A 15,414-nucleotide genomic window follows, 5' to 3' on the forward strand; every position below is an offset into this window, starting at 1 on the left:
CGGTCAGTCGCGCGTGAGCTTGCGGTGCGTCGAGCGGTGCGGCTTCGCCGCGTCTGCACCGAGGCGCTGGATCTTGTTCTCCTCGTACGCCTCGAAGTTGCCCTCGAACCAGTACCACTGGTCGGGCTTCTCGTCGGTACCCTCGTACGCGAGGATGTGCGTCGCGATGCGGTCGAGGAACCACCGGTCGTGGGTGATCACGACTGCACAGCCGGGGAACTCGAGCAGCGCGTTCTCGAGGGAGCTCAGCGTCTCGACGTCCAGGTCGTTGGTGGGCTCGTCGAGCAGCAGCAGGTTGCCGCCCTCTTTCAGGGTGAGGGCCAGGTTCAGTCGGTTGCGCTCACCACCGGAGAGCACACCGGCCTTCTTCTGCTGGTCCGGTCCCTTGAAGCCGAACTTCGAGACGTACGCGCGCGAGGGGATCTCCGTCTTGCCCACGGTGATGAAGTCGAGCCCGTCGGAGACGACCTCCCACAGCGTCTTGTCCGGGTCGATGTTCGACCGGGACTGGTCGACGTAGCTGATCTTGACCGTCTCACCGATCTTGAGATCGCCCGCGTCGAGCGGCTCGAGGCCGACGATCGTCTTGAACAGCGTCGTCTTACCCACACCGTTCGGGCCGATCACGCCGACGATGCCGTTCGGCGGAAGGCTGAAGCTGAGGCCGTCGATGAGCGAACGCCCGTCGAACCCCTTCTTCAGGTTCTTCGCGTCGATGACGACACTCCCGAGTCGGGGACCCGCCGGGATCGTGATCTCCTCGAAGTCCAGCTTCCTGGTCCGCTCTGCCTCGGTCGCCATCTCCTCGTACCGCGCGAGACGTGCCTTGGACTTGGTCTGACGGCCCTTCGCGCTCGAACGCACCCACTCGAGCTCCTCCTTGAGGCGCTTGGCGAGCTTGGCGTCCTTCTTGCCCTGGATCTCGAGGCGTTCGCCCTTCTTCTCCAGATAGGTCGAGTAGTTGCCCTCGTACCCGATGAGCCGACCACGGTCGACCTCGGCGATCCACTCGGCGACGTGGTCGAGGAAGTACCGGTCGTGGGTGATCGCGATCACCGCGCCCTTGTACGCCTGCAGGTGCTGTTCGAGCCAGAGCACGCTCTCGGCGTCCAGGTGGTTGGTGGGCTCGTCGAGCAGCAGAAGATCGGGCTTCTGGAGCAGGAGCTTCGCCAGCGCGACTCGGCGCTTCTCTCCACCGGAGAGAGGCGCGATGGCGGCATCGGCCGGCGGCGTGCGGAGGGCGTCCATCGCCTGCTCGAGCTGCGAGTCGAGGTCCCAGCCATCGGCTGCATCGATCTCTTCCTGCAGTGTGCCCATCTCAGCCAAAAGCGAGTCGAAGTCCGCATCCGGGTCGGCCATCAGCATCGAGATCTCGTTGAAGCGGTCGACCTTCGCCTTGATGGCGATGCCGTCCTGGATGTTCTCGATGACGGTCTTGCTCTCGTCGAGCTCGGGCTCCTGCATCAGGATCCCGACGGAGAAGCCGGGAGACAGCTTCGCCTCGCCGTTGGACGGCGTGTCCATGCCGGCCATGATCTTGAGGATCGTCGACTTGCCGGCGCCGTTCGGACCCACCATGCCGATCTTGGCACCGGGGAGGAATGCCATGGTGACGTCATCGAGGATGAGCTTGTCGCCCACCGCCTTGCGCGCACGAACCATCGAGTAGATGTACTCAGCCACCGAAAACCGCTCCTTCTGTTGGCGTCGAAGATCGACACTCCAGCCTACCGGCGATCGCAGGGCTCGCTACCGGAGCCGCCGTATCACCAGTCGATTGCCCGCGTCGCACCGACGAGACAGCGCCCCTCTGCGAGCTGGGGCATCACGACGGCGACGGGCTCGCCGGTCGACGGTCCCACCTGGCCGACGAGGCACTCCGCGTCGCCCCAACGCACCGCGAACTGCAGGCTCTCGACCGGGTTTCCGACCGTCGTGACGTCTGCGGTCACCTGCATGGCGGCCTTGTCGAAGCCGGCCGCCGTCAGGGCATCGATATACGCGCGGCCGGAAACCCTCTGCTCGGATGCCCATACGCCGTCGGTCACGGCTGCGAAGAGCGGCAGGTTGTCCTCCGCACTGCCGTCCGCCACGAACACGGGACCTGCCGGAGATGCCGACGGCCCCGGCGACGCAGCGGCGTCGGTCGGACCCGGTGCCGGTGCGGGCGAGGCTGTCGGACCGCACGCCGTCAGCAGCAGCACCAGAGTCGTGCCAATGCCGACTGCGATCGCTGAACGCGGTGCGGAGGAGTCCGGTCGTCGAAGCACGAACCGAGTCTACGGGCGTCCTCCTCCGCACGCGTCCGGCTCACCACGATCGAGTGCGTCGGACGCAGTCCTCACCCGCCCTCAGGACGCACCGGAACCTGGGGGGAACGAACCCACGAGGTCGCTGCCTGATCCCGCAGGCTCGGCGTCGTTCGCGGCCCACGACGTGTCGATGTCCTTCATCTCATCGCTCGAGCCCAGGCTCCCCGCGTCGTCGCTGACCGCATCCGACGGCGCCGCGCCACCTCGCGGAGGCGCGTCGACGGTCGATCTGGAACTACGGCGATACGCGGTCGTGCCCCAGCGGAGGTCGTGGCCGATCGCATCCGCGTCGATGTCGACGCTGGTCCCCTGCTTGCCGTTGTTCTCCCAGGCGCGGATCTTCATCCTCCCGGTGACGATCACGCTGTCGCCCGCCCGCAGCGAGGCCTTGGCATGCTCTCCCAACTGGCGAAAAGCCGCGACCGAATACCAGTTCGTGACCACGTCGATCCAGGTCCGCGTCGATTCGTCGAACCGCCTGTGAGTGCTGGCGAGTCGGAAGTTCGTGACAGGGATCCCGCTGGTCGTGCGCCCCTGGGTGGGATCGGTCGCAACGTTTCCCACGATCGTCACTGTGTCGTACATGTTCGCTCCTCTGTGCCCGGAACGTGCGTCCGGCTCGCTACAGAGTGCGCTCCGGCGGTGCTTCCTGCGCACGCGGAACACCAGATCCTGAACAACCAGAATCGACGTCCGCATGTGCAGAAGAACTGCGCTTGCCGCCGCATCATGCCACCCGCGCAATGTCGGTGGTCGGTCATACGTTCGAATCAGGAAAGGAGATTCGATGTCCGCCACCCTGATCACGTCCGTCCCCGAGGTTCCCCACGCGACGCCGCGGCTGTCGGCGAAGAAGGAGCACCTTGTGCGCGCCTCAGCCCATCTCTGGCGGGTGCAGGACGCGAAGGACCGGGTCCTCGGGCATCTGCGCCTCGTCCCGGATCCCCTCGGGGTCAGGTATCGGGCGGAACGCCTCCACCTCGCCACGTCGTCTTTCCGACTCGTCGGAGACTTCTGGAGCGCAGACGATGCGGTGGCCGCGCTGCGGAACGGATGAGCCTCCGCACACGGGCCCAGGCGATGGTGCCCCCGGCAGGATTCGAACCTGCGACCAAGAGATTAGAAGGCTCCTGCTCTATCCCCTGAGCTACGGAGGCGCACAGAACTACCGTACCGCGCCCGACTCGGATGTCGGAGCCGTCGATAGGATGGCGACATGGTATCTGCCTCAGAGAACGACCGCCTCGTCTGGATCGACTGTGAGATGACCGGTCTCGATCTCTCCGTCGACGAGCTCGTCGAGATCGCCGTCGTCATCACTGATTTCGAACTGCGTCCGGTCGATCCCGGCTTCCAGATCGTGATCCGACCGAGCGACGCAGCACTCGAGAACATGAACGACTTCGTGACGAAGATGCACGAGTCCTCCGGGCTGATCACAGAGATCCCGCATGGCGTCTCGCTGGCCGAGGCCGAGGAGCAGACCCTCGCCTACATCAAGCGGTTCGTCCCCCTCGAACGCAAGGCTCCGCTCGCAGGCAACACCATCGGCACCGACCGCATGTTCCTGGCGAAGTACATGAGCCAGGTGGACCAGTGGCTGCACTACCGCAACGTCGACGTCTCCAGCATCAAGGAGTTGTCGCGGCGGTGGTACCCGCGGGTGTTCTTCCAGGCGCCGGCGAAGGACGGCGGACACCGCGCCCTCGCGGACATCCTCGAGTCGATCCGCGAGCTGCGGTACTACCGTGAGGCGGTCTTCGTCGACGAGCCCGGACCGTCGAGTGACGACGCTCGCGACATCGCCACTCGCACCGTGTCAGAGTTCACCCCGAACATGTAATAGACTCGTCTGGTTGCCAATCGCGATTGGCACATGGTGGGTATAGCTCAGCTGGTAGAGCGCTGGCTTGTGGTGCCGGATGTCGCGGGTTCGAGTCCCGTTACTCACCCCACTCAGAAGAAGGTCCGAGTCGAGAGACTCGGACCTTCTGCTGTTCTCCTCTTCGGATGACGCCGCGGTCCTGAAGCCCAGGCGGCCGTGATCGAGAGCACGCTGAGCTGCCCCTAGGATTGCGGGGTGTCGCTCGCCGTGTGGTTCTCGCTTCTGACCGCCTGCGTGGTGATCAGCTTCACACCGGGCGCCGGTGCGATCAACACGATGTCGAACGCTCTGAGTCAGGGCTGGCGCCGATCGATCTGGGGCATCCTCGGGCAGCAGCTGGCTCTCATCCTCCATGTCGTGATCGTCGCCGCCGGCCTGGGGCTTCTCGTCTCGCAGTCCGAAGTCCTCTTCAACGTGATCAGGTATGCCGGCGCGGCGTACCTGATCTTCCTCGGAATCCGACTGATCCTCACGAGGCCTCGACGTGCCGCCGATGAAGACGGGACGGTCGTCGACCTGCACGAGGGCCACTGGTCGATGATCAGACGCGGATTCTGGGTCAACCTGCTCAATCCCAAGGCGATCGTCTTCTTCCTCGCCTTCATCCCGCAGTTCATCCGACTGGACGAGCCCCAACTCCCCCAGTACCTCACTCTCATCGGCACCGTCATCATCGTCGACATCGTGGTGATGTGGGGATTCTTCGCCACAGCGGCCGGACCGTTCCGCAGGCTCACGAGATCCTCGCGGGGGCAGCGGACGCTCAACAGTGTCTTCGGCGTCCTCTTCATCGCCGTCGCGGGCCTCCTCGTCTTCCTCCACTGACACGCAGCTCCCCCAGCCGGCAATAGGCTGGAGCTGATGGAGATGGATGCAGCGGACTTCGAAGAGCTCGTGATCGACGAGCTCGATCGCCTGCCCGACGAGATGGTCGACGGGCTGGAGAACGTGGTGTTCGTCGTCGAGGATCGTCCGGAGGATGGAAGCCTCGACCTGCTCGGACTCTATGACGGCTTGGCCCTGACGGAGCGAACGCAGTACGGCTCCGGGGAGCTCCCGGATCGGATCGTCGTCTATCGCGAGTCTCATCTGGCCGCCTGCGACAGCGATGACGAGCTTCGCGACGAGATCCATACGACCCTCGTGCACGAGATCGCGCACTTCTACGGCATCGACGACGAGCAGCTCCACACGCTGGGGTGGGCATGAGTCCCCTCGCTACACCTGACATCGACGAACAGCTCGATCTCTCGGCCGCCCCGCTCGAGCCCTGGGAGGTCGTCGTGTGGAACGACCCGGTGAATCTGATGAGCTACGTCGTGCGGGTCTTCCGCACCTATTTCGGATATTCGCTCGAGCGAGCCACGATGCTGATGCGACAGGTGCACCACGACGGTCAGGCCATCGTCGCTACGGGCCCGCGCGAGACGATGGAGGTGCACGCGCAGGCGATGCACGACTACGGCCTCTGGGCGACCGTCCGAAAGGCTTCGAGGTGACCGACCTGATCGTACGGGTGCGGATGGCCCGCGTCGAGGGTGCGCAGCTGGTGCACCTGGTCGACGACTTCCGTGAACTCGTGGGAGCGAACCGCGACGTCGAGGATCCCGCGATCGGTCGCCTGATTCCAGACCCCTATCCCGAAGACGAAGGCTCGTCGCGCGCGTTCCGTGACGCGACCCGAGACGATCTCTTGGATCGACGCGCTCTGGACGCGGACATCGTCCGTACCGCACTCGCCGGGATGCGCGGGGACCTCGGCGACATGCCCCGGGACGAAGCCTTCGCAGAGCACGATCTCGACATCCCCCTGTCTGATGTCGACGCGTGGATGCGCACGCTCACCGCCCTCCGACTCGTCATCGCCGAGCGTCTCGGGATCCAGAACGATGACGATCATGATCCCGACGACCCGAGGTACGGCGTCTACGACTGGCTCGGATATCGTCTCGAGCTGACTGTCGAAGCGGCGGACCGCCTCCTCTGAGCTACGGCACTTCGACGACCCTGGTCGCCAGGGAGCGGGGATCATCGCGCGCGATGTGATCGCTTTCCTGCCGCGCCCACTGCTCCCAATGAGGCCGGTACGTCTCCCCATCCCGCGCCAGAGCCCGCGCCTTGCGGCCGGTTTCGGCGGACTCGATCCAGACGCGCACGTCCGCGATCGCCGCGGTGGCCGGCGTCAGTATCCCGCTCCCCTCGATGAGCACGCCCAGCGAGGGGTCTACCGCGTGAGTCTCAGCCTCGGCGCCCTTCGCCCAGTCCCAGCGTCGCCACTCCCCGAGGTACCCGCGACCATGCGGACGCAGAATACCGTTCAGTGCTCGCTCCACTCCGTCGCTGAGGCCGTCCCAACCGGGGTAGATGGAGTCGAGAGCGACGAGCTGCACCCGTCCGGCGATCGGCCAGCGCTGGACGAGCATCCGGGCGAGAGTCGTCTTACCGGCACCGCTGCGACCGTCGATGAGGACGACCGGATTGGCCGCAGACAGCATCCGGATGTCCTCGACGATCCGGGTCGCTGCGCGCTCGAGCGCGACAGCGACCGGGTCGTCACTTCTTGAGTGCACGGATGATGCGAGAGAGCGCGCGCCCGGTGACCCAGATGAACGGCACGGCGACGACGAGCAGCGTCACGATGTTGGGCTCGAATCGGAGTCCCTCCTCGCGGCGGACGTAGACGCCGACCGGCACGGAGACACCGCCGCCACCACCGCCTTCGGCGCCGTCACCGCTGCCTCCGCCGAAGCCGGAGTAGGTGAAAGCGACAGGAGTGATGCTCACTCCATCGACATCCTGCTGTTCGCCGTACGCGCTCTTCACGCCGAACGCGGCGGCCTGCTTTCCGAGTTCCAGTGCAATGTTGGGCATGGCTCCACGCTAGTCCAGGAATCGTCCGCGACAAGCGTCAATCCAGTCCATGGGCCTTGGGATGCTGGGCAGCGCCGCGGCCGTCACCGCGCCCTATGTGGCGCGCTCGACTGATCGTGGCGCTCCCGAACCGTGCCACGGCGTCGTCGACCGCGCCCTCGACGCGTCGCCAGTCCTCATCGTCGTCCCACAGGCCGAACCCGCCACCGCCGGCGGGGCGCAGCTTCTCTGCGCGCACCCCGACGAGCCGCACAGGATCGCGTCGCTCGATCTGATCGAAGAGCGTCTGAGCCGCTTCGCCGATGCGCTGCCCCACCGCGGTGGGTTCCGGGAGCGTCTGTGAACGGCTGATGGTGCGGAAGTCGTCGAACCTGATCTTGATGGCGACGGTCGAGGTCTCCCACTCTGCTTTCCGCAGACGCGCCGCGACGCGGTCCGCGAGGCGCAGCAGCTCAGCCCTGAGGAACGATCGGTCCATGATGTCCGTGTCGAACGTCTCCTCGTGCCCGATGCTCTTCTCCACCCGCTCGGTCTCGACTGCACGGAGGTCCTCCCCGCGGGCGAGTTCCGAGAGCCGAGCGCTCAGAGCCGGTCCGACGGCACGGTCGAGAATCGCCCGCGACGAGGTGCGGATGTCCCGCACTGTGCGAATTCCTCGTCCCTCCAGCGCTTCGGCGGCTTTCGGGCCCACACCCCACATCGCACGCACTGGGCGCGGATCGAGGAAGTCCTGGGTTTCCGATGCGGCGATGACCAGCATCCCGTCAGGTTTCGAGATCGTCGAGGCCATCTTCGCCACATGCTTGGTCGCAGCGACGCCGACGCTGCAGGTGATCCCGACCTCTTCTCTGACTCGCTCGCGAACGAGGTGCGCGATTCTCGCAGGGCTCCCCCACAGACGTCGGACGCCCCGCACATCGAGAAACGCCTCGTCGACAGAGAGCGGCTCGACGAGAGGCGTGAACGACTCGAAGATCGCCATGACCTGTCGCGAGACGGCGTGGTATCGATGGAAATGCGGAGGGACGATGCGCGCAGAAGGACACAGGCGCAGAGCCTGAGAGACCGGCATAGCTGCGCGAACGCCGTAGCGACGAGCCTCGTACGAGGCGCTCGACACCACCGAGCGACCGTCAGGCGCTCCGATGATCAACGGCAGTCCTCGCAGGCTCGGATCATCGAGCACCTCGACGGCCGCGTAGAACGCATCCATATCGACGTGCAGGATGCTCGTGCCGGTGTCGTCGGCATCCGCGGACGACACGATGCGCCCTCTGCCGTCACCGTGACCCATGACACCATTCTCCCCCGGGCCTCGGACATGAGGCCCGGGGGAACCGGTTACTGCGCAGCGCGCTCGAGGACGAGTTCGCGGACACGGGCGGCGTCCGCCTGGCCCTTCATCGCCTTCATCACAGCGCCGATAACGGCCCCGGCGGCCTGGACCTTGCCGTCCTTGATCTTGGCCAGCACATCGGGCTGCGCTGCGAGTGCGTCGTCGATCGCTGCGATCAGCGCACCGTCATCCGAGACGACCGCGAGTCCGCGGCCGTCGACGACCTCCTGAGGCGTGCCCTCGCCCGCGATGACGCCCTCGAGCACCTGACGCGCGAGCTTGTCGGTGAGCGTTCCGGCGTCGACGAGCTTCTGCAGGGCCGCGACGTTCTCGGGCGAGACCAGCTCGGTGACGTCCTTCTCCTGCGAGTTGGCGAGGCGCGTGATCTCGCCCGTCCACCACTTCCGGGACGTCGCCGGAGTCGCGCCGGCGGCGATCGTCGCTTCGACGACCTCCAGCAGCCCTCCGTTGCGCACGTCCTGGAACTCCAGGTCCGTGAAGCCCCACTCGGCCATCAGACGGCGTCGACGGGCGACGGGCTGTTCCGGGAGCTCGGCACGCAGGGCTTCGATCAGCTCTGCTGCAGGCTCCACCGGCAGGAGGTCGGGCTCAGGGAAGTAGCGATAGTCGTCCGCATCCGACTTCGGACGACCGGGCGAGGTCGTCCCGGTGTCCTCGTGCCAGTGTCGCGTCTCCTGAGTGATGGTCCCGCCATCGGCGAGGATCTGCGCCTGACGCTGGATCTCGTACCGGACGGCACGCTCGACCGAGCGCATCGAGTTGACGTTCTTCGTCTCGGTGCGGGTGCCCAGCTTCTCCTGTCCGCGGGGACGCAGCGACACGTTCGCGTCGCAGCGCAGGTTGCCTCGTTCCAGACGCGCCTCGGAGATCCCGAGGCTGCGCACGATGTCACGGATCGTCGCGACGTATGCCTTGGCGACCTCGGGGGCGCGGTGCTCGGTGCCGAAGATCGTCTTCGTCACGATCTCGACGAGCGGCACACCGGCACGGTTGTAGTCGACGAGCGAGTATTCGGCTCCCTGGATGCGTCCGGTCGCGCCACCCATGTGGGTGAGCTTGCCGGCGTCCTCCTCCATGTGGGCGCGCTCGATGGGGATCTGCACGATCGTGCCGTCCTCGAGCTCCACCTCGACGGAACCCTCGAACGCGATCGGCTCGTCGTACTGGGAGATCTGGTAGTTCTTGCCGAGATCCGGGTAGAAGTAGTTCTTCCGGGCGAAGCGGCTCGACGGTGCGATCGAGCATCCGAGAGCGAGACCGAGACTGATCGACGAACGGATCGCCGTCTCGTTCACGACCGGGAGCGATCCGGGCAGGCCCAGATCCACCGGCGCGATCAGCGTGTTGGGCTCGGCGGCGTGGTAGAGCTCGTTCGCCGGGTTCGGCGCGTCCGAGAACATCTTGGTGTGCGTGTTGAGCTCGACGTGGACCTCGAACCCGAGCACGGGCTCGTACAGTTCGAGCGCTTTGTCGAAGTCCATGAGCTTGGCGGTGGCCATCAACGGGTCCCTCCCACGAGCTGGGGTGCACGCGTGAGAAGCGGCGCTCCCCACGAATCGACGAGCAGCGTCTCGACGGCGGCGCCCACCTTGTAGAGTCGCGCATCCTCCCGCGCCGGTGCGATGAACTGGATGCCGACGGGCAATCCGTCTTCCGACGCGAGTCCGCTGGGGACCGAGATGCCGGGAACGCCCGCGAGGTTGACGGGAATGGTGGTGATGTCGTTCAGATACATCTGCAGCGGATCGTCGATCTTCTCGCCGATCTTGAACGCAGTGGTCGGAGCCGAGGGCGTCGCGATGACGTCGACCTCCGCGAAGGCGTTCGCGAAGTCCTGCTGAATGAGCGTGCGCACCTTCTGAGCACTGCCGTAGTACGCGTCGTAGTAGCCGGCCGACAGCGCGTAGGTGCCGAGGATGATGCGTCGCTTCACCTCGTCGCCGAACCCGGCGTCACGCGTGGCGGACATGACGTCCTCGACGGTGGGGGTGCCGTGGGGCGTGACGCGCAGGCCGAAGCGCACCGAGTCGAACTTCGCGAGGTTGCTCGACGCCTCTGCAGGCAGGATCAGGTAGTAGGCCGCGACGCCGTACTCGAAGTGCGGAGCGCCGATCTCGACGATCTCCGCGCCCTGCGCCTCCATCATCGCGAGCGCGCTGCGGAACGATTCCGCGACACCGGGCTGGAACCCGCTGTCCGGCAGCTCTCGGATGACACCGACCTTGAGCCCCTTGAGCACGTCACCGCGCGCGCCCTCACGGGCCGCGTCAGCGAATGAGGGCCACACGTCACGCAAAGACGTGGAGTCCTTCGGGTCGTGCCCGCCGATCGCATCGTGCAGGAGACCCGCGTCGAGCACTGTACGCGTGACGGGTCCGACCTGGTCGAGGCTGGAGGCGAGTGCGATGGCCCCGTAGCGGCTGACGCCGCCGTAGGTCGGCTTGACGCCCACCGTGCCGGTGACATGAGCAGGCTGACGGATCGAGCCGCCGGTGTCGGAGCCGAGTGCCAGCGGAGCCTCGAAAGCGGCGACCGCTGCCGCCGATCCGCCGCCGGAACCGCCGGGGATCCGGTCGAGGTCCCACGGGTTGCGGGTGGGACCGTAGGCGGAGTGCTCTGTCGAGGACCCCATGGCGAACTCGTCCATGTTGGTCTTGCCGAGCGGGATCAGCCCCGCCGCGCGCGAGCGGGCGACGACCGTGGCGTCGTACGGCGAGCGGTAGCCCTCGAGGATCCGCGAGCCGCTCGTCGTCGGCTGGTCGGTCGTCACGAGGACGTCCTTGATCGCGAGCGGCACGCCGGCGATCGGGCCGAGCTGCTCACCCGCCGCACGCTGGGCGTCGACAGCGGCGGCCGCCTCGAGCGCACCCTCGTTGATGTGCAGGAAGGCATGAACGTCGCCGTCGACGGCTGCGATGCGGTCGAGGTGAGCGCGAGTGGCCTCGACGCTCGAGATCTCGCGGCTGGCGAGCTTATCGGCAAGCTCCGCCGCAGTCATGCGGATGATGTCGCTCACTGCTCTTCTCCCAGGATCGCGGTGACGCGGAATCGGCCGTCGGCCTGATCCGGCGCGTTCTGGAGCACCTGCTCGTGTGTGAGGGTCTCGCCCACCACATCGGGGCGGTAGACGTTGCTCAGCGGAATCGGATGACTCGTCGCTGCGATGTCGGGGCCTGCGACCTCCGACACCTTCGCGATGTTGTCGACGATGGCATCGAGCTGGCCCGTGAGTCGGGACACCTCGTCGTCGTTGAGCTGGATGCGCGCGAGCACGCCGAGATGACGCACGAGATCAGGGGTGATTTCAGACACGGCCCCAGTCTAGTTGCCGTGCTCACCGGGTCCCTGCAGTCCGGCGAAGCCGCCTTATGCTGGGCGGGTGAGCTCGTACCAGCCTCCTCGCCCATGGATCGCCAGCTATGCCGCAGGCGTCCCGGAAGACCTCTCCCCCGTGTCCGGATCGCTGGTCGACATCGTCGCCGCGTCCGCCCGCGACTACCCGGATGCCCTCGCCCTGCAGTTCTTCGGTCGTGAGACGTCGTACTCAGAACTGCAGAATGCGATCGACCGAGCAGCCGCAGGACTGCGCGACCTCGGCGTGCGGGCGGGCGATCCCGTGGCGATCGTGCTTCCGAACTGTCCGCAGCACATCGTGGCGTTCTACGCGGTGCTCCGTCTCGGCGCCGTCGTCGTCGAGCACAACCCGCTCTACACTCCGCGCGAGCTGCGGAAGCAGTTCGAGGACCATGGCGCGAAGCACGCGATCGTGTGGAACAAGGTCGTCGCCACGGTGCAGGAGTTCCCCGCCGACCTCGCCGTGACGAACCTCATCTCCGTCGATGTGACGCGCGCGATGCCCCTCCTCACTCGTGTGGCGCTGCGGCTGCCGGTGGCGAAGGCCCGTGAGTCTCGCGCCGCTCTGACCGAGAAGGTGCGAGGAACCGTCACCTGGGACTCGCTGGTGCAGTCCGCCCCGATCCCTGCCGCGCACCCGAAGCCCGCCACCGACGACCTCGCGATCATCCAGTACACGTCCGGCACGACGGGAACCCCCAAGGGCGCCGCCCTGACCCACGGCAACCTGCTCGCGAACGCCGCGCAGTCGCAGGCATGGGTTCCGTCGATCCAGCGCGGCAAGGGCTGCGTCGTGTACGCGGTGCTGCCGATGTTCCACGCCTACGGTCTGACGCTCTGCCTGACGTTCGCGATGTCCATGGGTGCGCGCCTGGTGCTCTTCCCGAAGTTCGATCCGGATCTCGTGCTCGACGTGATGAAGAAGCACCCCGCCACCTTCCTTCCCCTCGTGCCCCCGATCGCCGACCGCCTGCTGTCGGCGGCGAAAGCGAAGGATGTCTCGCTCGACGGCATCGAGGTCGCGATCTCCGGTGCCATGGCTTTGCCGCACGAACTCGTGGTGCCGTTCGAGGCGGCGACGCATGGCTTCCTCGTCGAGGGGTACGGACTCAGCGAGTGCTCCCCCGTGTTGATGGCCAACCCCGTAGCTGACAACCGCGTGCCCGGCACCGTGGGACTTCCTCTTCCGGGAACCGAATGCCGCGTCGTCGATCCCGAGAACCCGACCGTCGACGTTCCGGAAGGATCCGCGGGTGAGCTCCTGGTGCGCGGACCCCAGGTGTTCTCCGGCTACTACGGCAAGCCGGAGGAGACGGAGGCCGTCTTCGTCGACGGCTGGTTCCGCACCGGTGACATCGTGACGGTCGATGAGGCGGGTTTCATCCGGATCGTCGACCGCATCAAGGAGCTGATCATCACCGGCGGCTTCAATGTGGCCCCCACCGAGGTCGAGAGCGCTCTGCGTCAGCATCCTCAGGTCGTGGACGCTGCCGTGGTCGGTCTGCCGAGCGACCACTCCGGCGAGGAGGTCGTCGCCGCGATCGTCGTCGACGCGGGGGCAGACGTCGACGTCGAAGCGATCCGCGAGTATGCGCGCAGCATCCTCACCCCGTACAAGGTTCCGCGGCGTCTGTTCATCGTCGACGAGCTGCCCAAATCGCTGATCGGCAAGGTGCTGCGTCGCCAGGTCAAGGAGAGACTGCTCACTCTGACTTCCGGCTCCTGAGGGCGCCCTCACAGGCGCGGAATCCCGCGAAGCGCTACCCTTGGTCAGTGACTCCTGAAGACGCTGTGCCCACCGACGCCCCCGAGACCCCTGGATTCGAGGAGCTCGGCATCACCGGCCCCGTCCTCAAGGCCATCAAGGACCTCGGCTACGAGACCCCCTCCCCCATCCAAGCCGCCACGATCCCGACCCTGCTCTCCGGTCGCGATGTCGTCGGTATGGCGCAGACCGGAACGGGAAAGACCGCGGCATTCGCGCTCCCCGTGCTCGAGCGCCTCGACGTGTCCCAGAAGACCCCGCAAGCTCTCGTGCTCGCTCCGACCCGCGAGCTCGCTCTGCAGGTGTGCGAGGCGTTCGAGTCGTACGCGTCGAAGATGAAGGGTGTCCACGTCCTCCCCGTCTACGGCGGACAGGGCTACGGCGTGCAGCTGTCGGCGCTGCGCCGCGGCGTGCACGTGATCGTCGGCACCCCCGGTCGCATCATGGACCACCTCGCCAAGGGCACCCTCGACCTGTCCCAGCTGCAGTACCTGGTGCTCGATGAAGCCGACGAGATGCTCAAGATGGGCTTCGCCGAAGACGTCGAGCAGATCCTCGCGCAGACGCCCGAGGAGAAGCAGGTAGCCCTCTTCTCAGCGACCATGCCCCCGCAGATCCGCCGACTCGCGCAGAAGTACCTGCGTGAGCCCGAAGAGATCAGCGTCAAGTCGAAGACCGCCACCGGCACCAACATCACGCAGCGGTACCTCGTGGTGTCGTACGCGCAGAAGGTGGATGCGCTCACTCGCATCCTCGAGGTCGAGAACTTCGACGGCATGATCGTGTTCGTCCGCACGAAGAACGAGACCGAGACGCTGGCCGAGAAGCTGCGTGCCCGCGGATACTCCGCCGCCGCCATCAACGGCGACGTGCCGCAGGTCCAGCGTGAGCGCAGCGTCAACCAGCTCAAGGCGGGCAAGCTCGACATCCTCGTCGCGACCGACGTGGCCGCTCGCGGTCTCGACGTCGAGCGCATCAGCCACGTCATCAACTTCGACATCCCCACCGACACCGAGTCGTACGTGCACCGCATCGGCCGCACCGGCCGCGCGGGACGCACCGGAGACGCGATCAGCTTCATCACCCCGCGTGAGCGCTACCTGCTCAAGTCGATCGAGAAGGCCACGCGTCAGCAGCCCACTCAGATGCAGCTGCCCAGCCTCGACGACGTGAACACCACGCGCCTCGCCCGCTTCGACGACGCGATCACGACCGCGCTCAGCGATAGCACCCGCATCGAGAAGTTCCGCGACATCATCGACCACTACGTGCGCAACCACGATGTGCCCGAGGCCGATGTCGCAGCTGCGCTCGCTGTCGTCGCCCAGGGCGATACTCCTCTGCTGCTCGACCCGGCCGACGACGCCCTGTCGAAAGCGGTCGAGTACGACAACCGTCCGCCGCGCGAGAGCAACACTCGCGAGCGTCGCGAGACCCGCGAACCGCGCGAGCGCCGTGGGCGCGGCGACTACAAGCCGTACCGCATCGAGGTCGGACGCCGTCACCGCGTCGAGCCCCGTCAGATCGTCGGCGCACTCGCGAATGAGGGCGGCCTGGGTCGTGATGACTTCGGCGCGATCAACATCCGGCCGGACTTCACTGTCGTCGAGTTGCCGGCGAACCTCGACTCGTCCGTCCTGGAGAAGCTGAAGGACACCCGCATCTCGGGTCGGCTCATCGAGATCAAGCCCGACCGTGGTCCTGGAGCCCGTCGTAACGACGGCCCTCGTGACGGCGCCCGCGGTGGGTTCGAGCGTCGCGATGACCGTCCGCGCTACGACCGTGACGACCGTCCTGCTCGCACCGATGAGCGAGGCGAGAAGCCGTTCCGCAAGCCCCGGCACAAGGGCTGATCAGCCGTAGAACGCAC

Annotated in this window: 17 protein-coding genes and 2 tRNA genes; 9 read left to right on the top strand and 10 right to left on the bottom strand. The window is 66.4% G+C overall.

All coding sequences use genetic code 11. The annotated features are described in order from the left end of the window. Window positions 1–3: 3 nt before the first annotated feature. From ettA to ACZZZQ_RS17245, 3 genes are all read right to left on the bottom strand, one after another. Complete coding sequence (gene ettA / locus ACZZZQ_RS17235; protein ID WP_053096025.1) at window positions 4–1,683, bottom strand: energy-dependent translational throttle protein EttA; 1,680 nt, start codon at window positions 1,681–1,683, stop codon at window positions 4–6. Between the two features lie 83 nt (window positions 1,684–1,766). Further along, window positions 1,767–2,270 (bottom strand): DUF6993 domain-containing protein, encoded by a 504-nt coding sequence (locus tag ACZZZQ_RS17240; protein ID WP_072591251.1) that lies wholly within the window; start codon window positions 2,268–2,270, stop codon window positions 1,767–1,769. Window positions 2,271–2,351: 81 nt separating this feature from the next. Then, window positions 2,352–2,897: a single-stranded DNA-binding protein gene (locus ACZZZQ_RS17245; protein WP_463508009.1), complete on the bottom strand. Its 546-nt coding sequence runs from the start codon at window positions 2,895–2,897 to the stop codon at window positions 2,352–2,354. 202 nt (window positions 2,898–3,099) lie between these two features. Between ACZZZQ_RS17245 and ACZZZQ_RS17250 the strand changes: the two genes are divergently transcribed. Then, window positions 3,100–3,369, top strand: coding sequence for a hypothetical protein (locus tag ACZZZQ_RS17250; RefSeq protein WP_053096023.1), 270 nt, complete (start codon window positions 3,100–3,102; stop codon window positions 3,367–3,369). Window positions 3,370–3,393: 24 nt separating this feature from the next. Here ACZZZQ_RS17250 and ACZZZQ_RS17255 read toward each other — a convergent pair. Then, window positions 3,394–3,469: transfer RNA gene (locus tag ACZZZQ_RS17255), tRNA-Arg, on the bottom strand. Between the two features lie 59 nt (window positions 3,470–3,528). Between ACZZZQ_RS17255 and orn the strand changes: the two genes are divergently transcribed. The 6 genes from orn (at window position 3,529) to ACZZZQ_RS17285 (ending at window position 6,184) form a co-directional block, all read left to right on the top strand. Beyond that, window positions 3,529–4,155 (top strand): oligoribonuclease, encoded by a 627-nt coding sequence (orn, locus tag ACZZZQ_RS17260; RefSeq protein ID WP_053096022.1) that lies wholly within the window; start codon window positions 3,529–3,531, stop codon window positions 4,153–4,155. Window positions 4,156–4,191: 36 nt separating this feature from the next. Then, window positions 4,192–4,267, top strand: a tRNA-His gene (locus tag ACZZZQ_RS17265). A gap of 125 nt (window positions 4,268–4,392) precedes the next feature. After that, complete coding sequence (locus ACZZZQ_RS17270) at window positions 4,393–5,022, top strand: LysE family transporter (protein ID WP_463508010.1); 630 nt, start codon at window positions 4,393–4,395, stop codon at window positions 5,020–5,022. A 36-nt stretch (window positions 5,023–5,058) separates the two neighbouring features. Next, on the top strand, window positions 5,059–5,406 hold the full coding sequence (locus tag ACZZZQ_RS17275; RefSeq protein ID WP_053096020.1) for a metallopeptidase family protein: 348 nt from the start codon (window positions 5,059–5,061) through the stop codon (window positions 5,404–5,406). After that, window positions 5,403–5,696 (top strand): ATP-dependent Clp protease adapter ClpS, encoded by a 294-nt coding sequence (gene clpS, locus ACZZZQ_RS17280; RefSeq protein ID WP_053096019.1) that lies wholly within the window; start codon window positions 5,403–5,405, stop codon window positions 5,694–5,696. Before ACZZZQ_RS17275 ends, clpS begins: the two co-directional genes overlap by 4 nt. Then, the gene (locus tag ACZZZQ_RS17285) at window positions 5,693–6,184 is read left to right on the top strand and encodes a DUF2017 family protein (protein ID WP_463508011.1); all 492 of its coding nucleotides are present in this window, start codon (window positions 5,693–5,695) and stop codon (window positions 6,182–6,184) included. Before clpS ends, ACZZZQ_RS17285 begins: the two co-directional genes overlap by 4 nt. Before the next feature lies 1 nt (window position 6,185). On the opposite strand, the gene ACZZZQ_RS17290 is transcribed toward ACZZZQ_RS17285, so the two are convergent. The 6 genes from ACZZZQ_RS17290 to gatC are packed head-to-tail and all read right to left on the bottom strand — an operon-like array spanning window position 6,186 to window position 11,737. Continuing rightward, window positions 6,186–6,767, bottom strand: coding sequence for a nucleoside/nucleotide kinase family protein (locus ACZZZQ_RS17290; protein WP_072591246.1), 582 nt, complete (start codon window positions 6,765–6,767; stop codon window positions 6,186–6,188). Continuing rightward, window positions 6,751–7,068: a hypothetical protein gene (locus tag ACZZZQ_RS17295; RefSeq protein WP_053096016.1), complete on the bottom strand. Its 318-nt coding sequence runs from the start codon at window positions 7,066–7,068 to the stop codon at window positions 6,751–6,753. The genes ACZZZQ_RS17290 and ACZZZQ_RS17295 overlap by 17 nt, the downstream gene beginning before the upstream one ends. Window positions 7,069–7,105: 37 nt before the next feature. Then, window positions 7,106–8,362 carry a DNA polymerase IV gene (gene dinB / locus ACZZZQ_RS17300; RefSeq protein ID WP_463508012.1) on the bottom strand — a complete coding sequence of 419 codons (1,257 nt, stop codon included), beginning with the start codon at window positions 8,360–8,362 and terminating at the stop codon, window positions 7,106–7,108. A gap of 47 nt (window positions 8,363–8,409) precedes the next feature. Further along, entirely contained in the window at window positions 8,410–9,924 is a 1,515-nt protein-coding gene (gene gatB / locus ACZZZQ_RS17305) for an Asp-tRNA(Asn)/Glu-tRNA(Gln) amidotransferase subunit GatB (RefSeq protein ID WP_447647755.1), read from the bottom strand. Continuing rightward, window positions 9,924–11,441, bottom strand: coding sequence for an Asp-tRNA(Asn)/Glu-tRNA(Gln) amidotransferase subunit GatA (gene gatA / locus ACZZZQ_RS17310; protein ID WP_053096013.1), 1,518 nt, complete (start codon window positions 11,439–11,441; stop codon window positions 9,924–9,926). The genes gatB and gatA overlap by 1 nt, the downstream gene beginning before the upstream one ends. Continuing rightward, window positions 11,438–11,737 carry an Asp-tRNA(Asn)/Glu-tRNA(Gln) amidotransferase subunit GatC gene (gatC, locus tag ACZZZQ_RS17315; RefSeq protein ID WP_053096012.1) on the bottom strand — a complete coding sequence of 100 codons (300 nt, stop codon included), beginning with the start codon at window positions 11,735–11,737 and terminating at the stop codon, window positions 11,438–11,440. The genes gatA and gatC overlap by 4 nt, the downstream gene beginning before the upstream one ends. 67 nt (window positions 11,738–11,804) lie before the next feature. Between gatC and ACZZZQ_RS17320 the strand changes: the two genes are divergently transcribed. Together ACZZZQ_RS17320 and ACZZZQ_RS17325 are read left to right on the top strand one after the other, a co-directional pair. Beyond that, window positions 11,805–13,505 carry a long-chain-fatty-acid--CoA ligase gene (locus tag ACZZZQ_RS17320; protein WP_463508013.1) on the top strand — a complete coding sequence of 567 codons (1,701 nt, stop codon included), beginning with the start codon at window positions 11,805–11,807 and terminating at the stop codon, window positions 13,503–13,505. A 47-nt stretch (window positions 13,506–13,552) separates the two neighbouring features. Further along, window positions 13,553–15,397: a DEAD/DEAH box helicase gene (locus tag ACZZZQ_RS17325; RefSeq protein ID WP_463508014.1), complete on the top strand. Its 1,845-nt coding sequence runs from the start codon at window positions 13,553–13,555 to the stop codon at window positions 15,395–15,397. Window positions 15,398–15,414 lie beyond the last annotated feature (17 nt).

Source organism: Microbacterium sp. AC132, assembly GCF_979258525.1.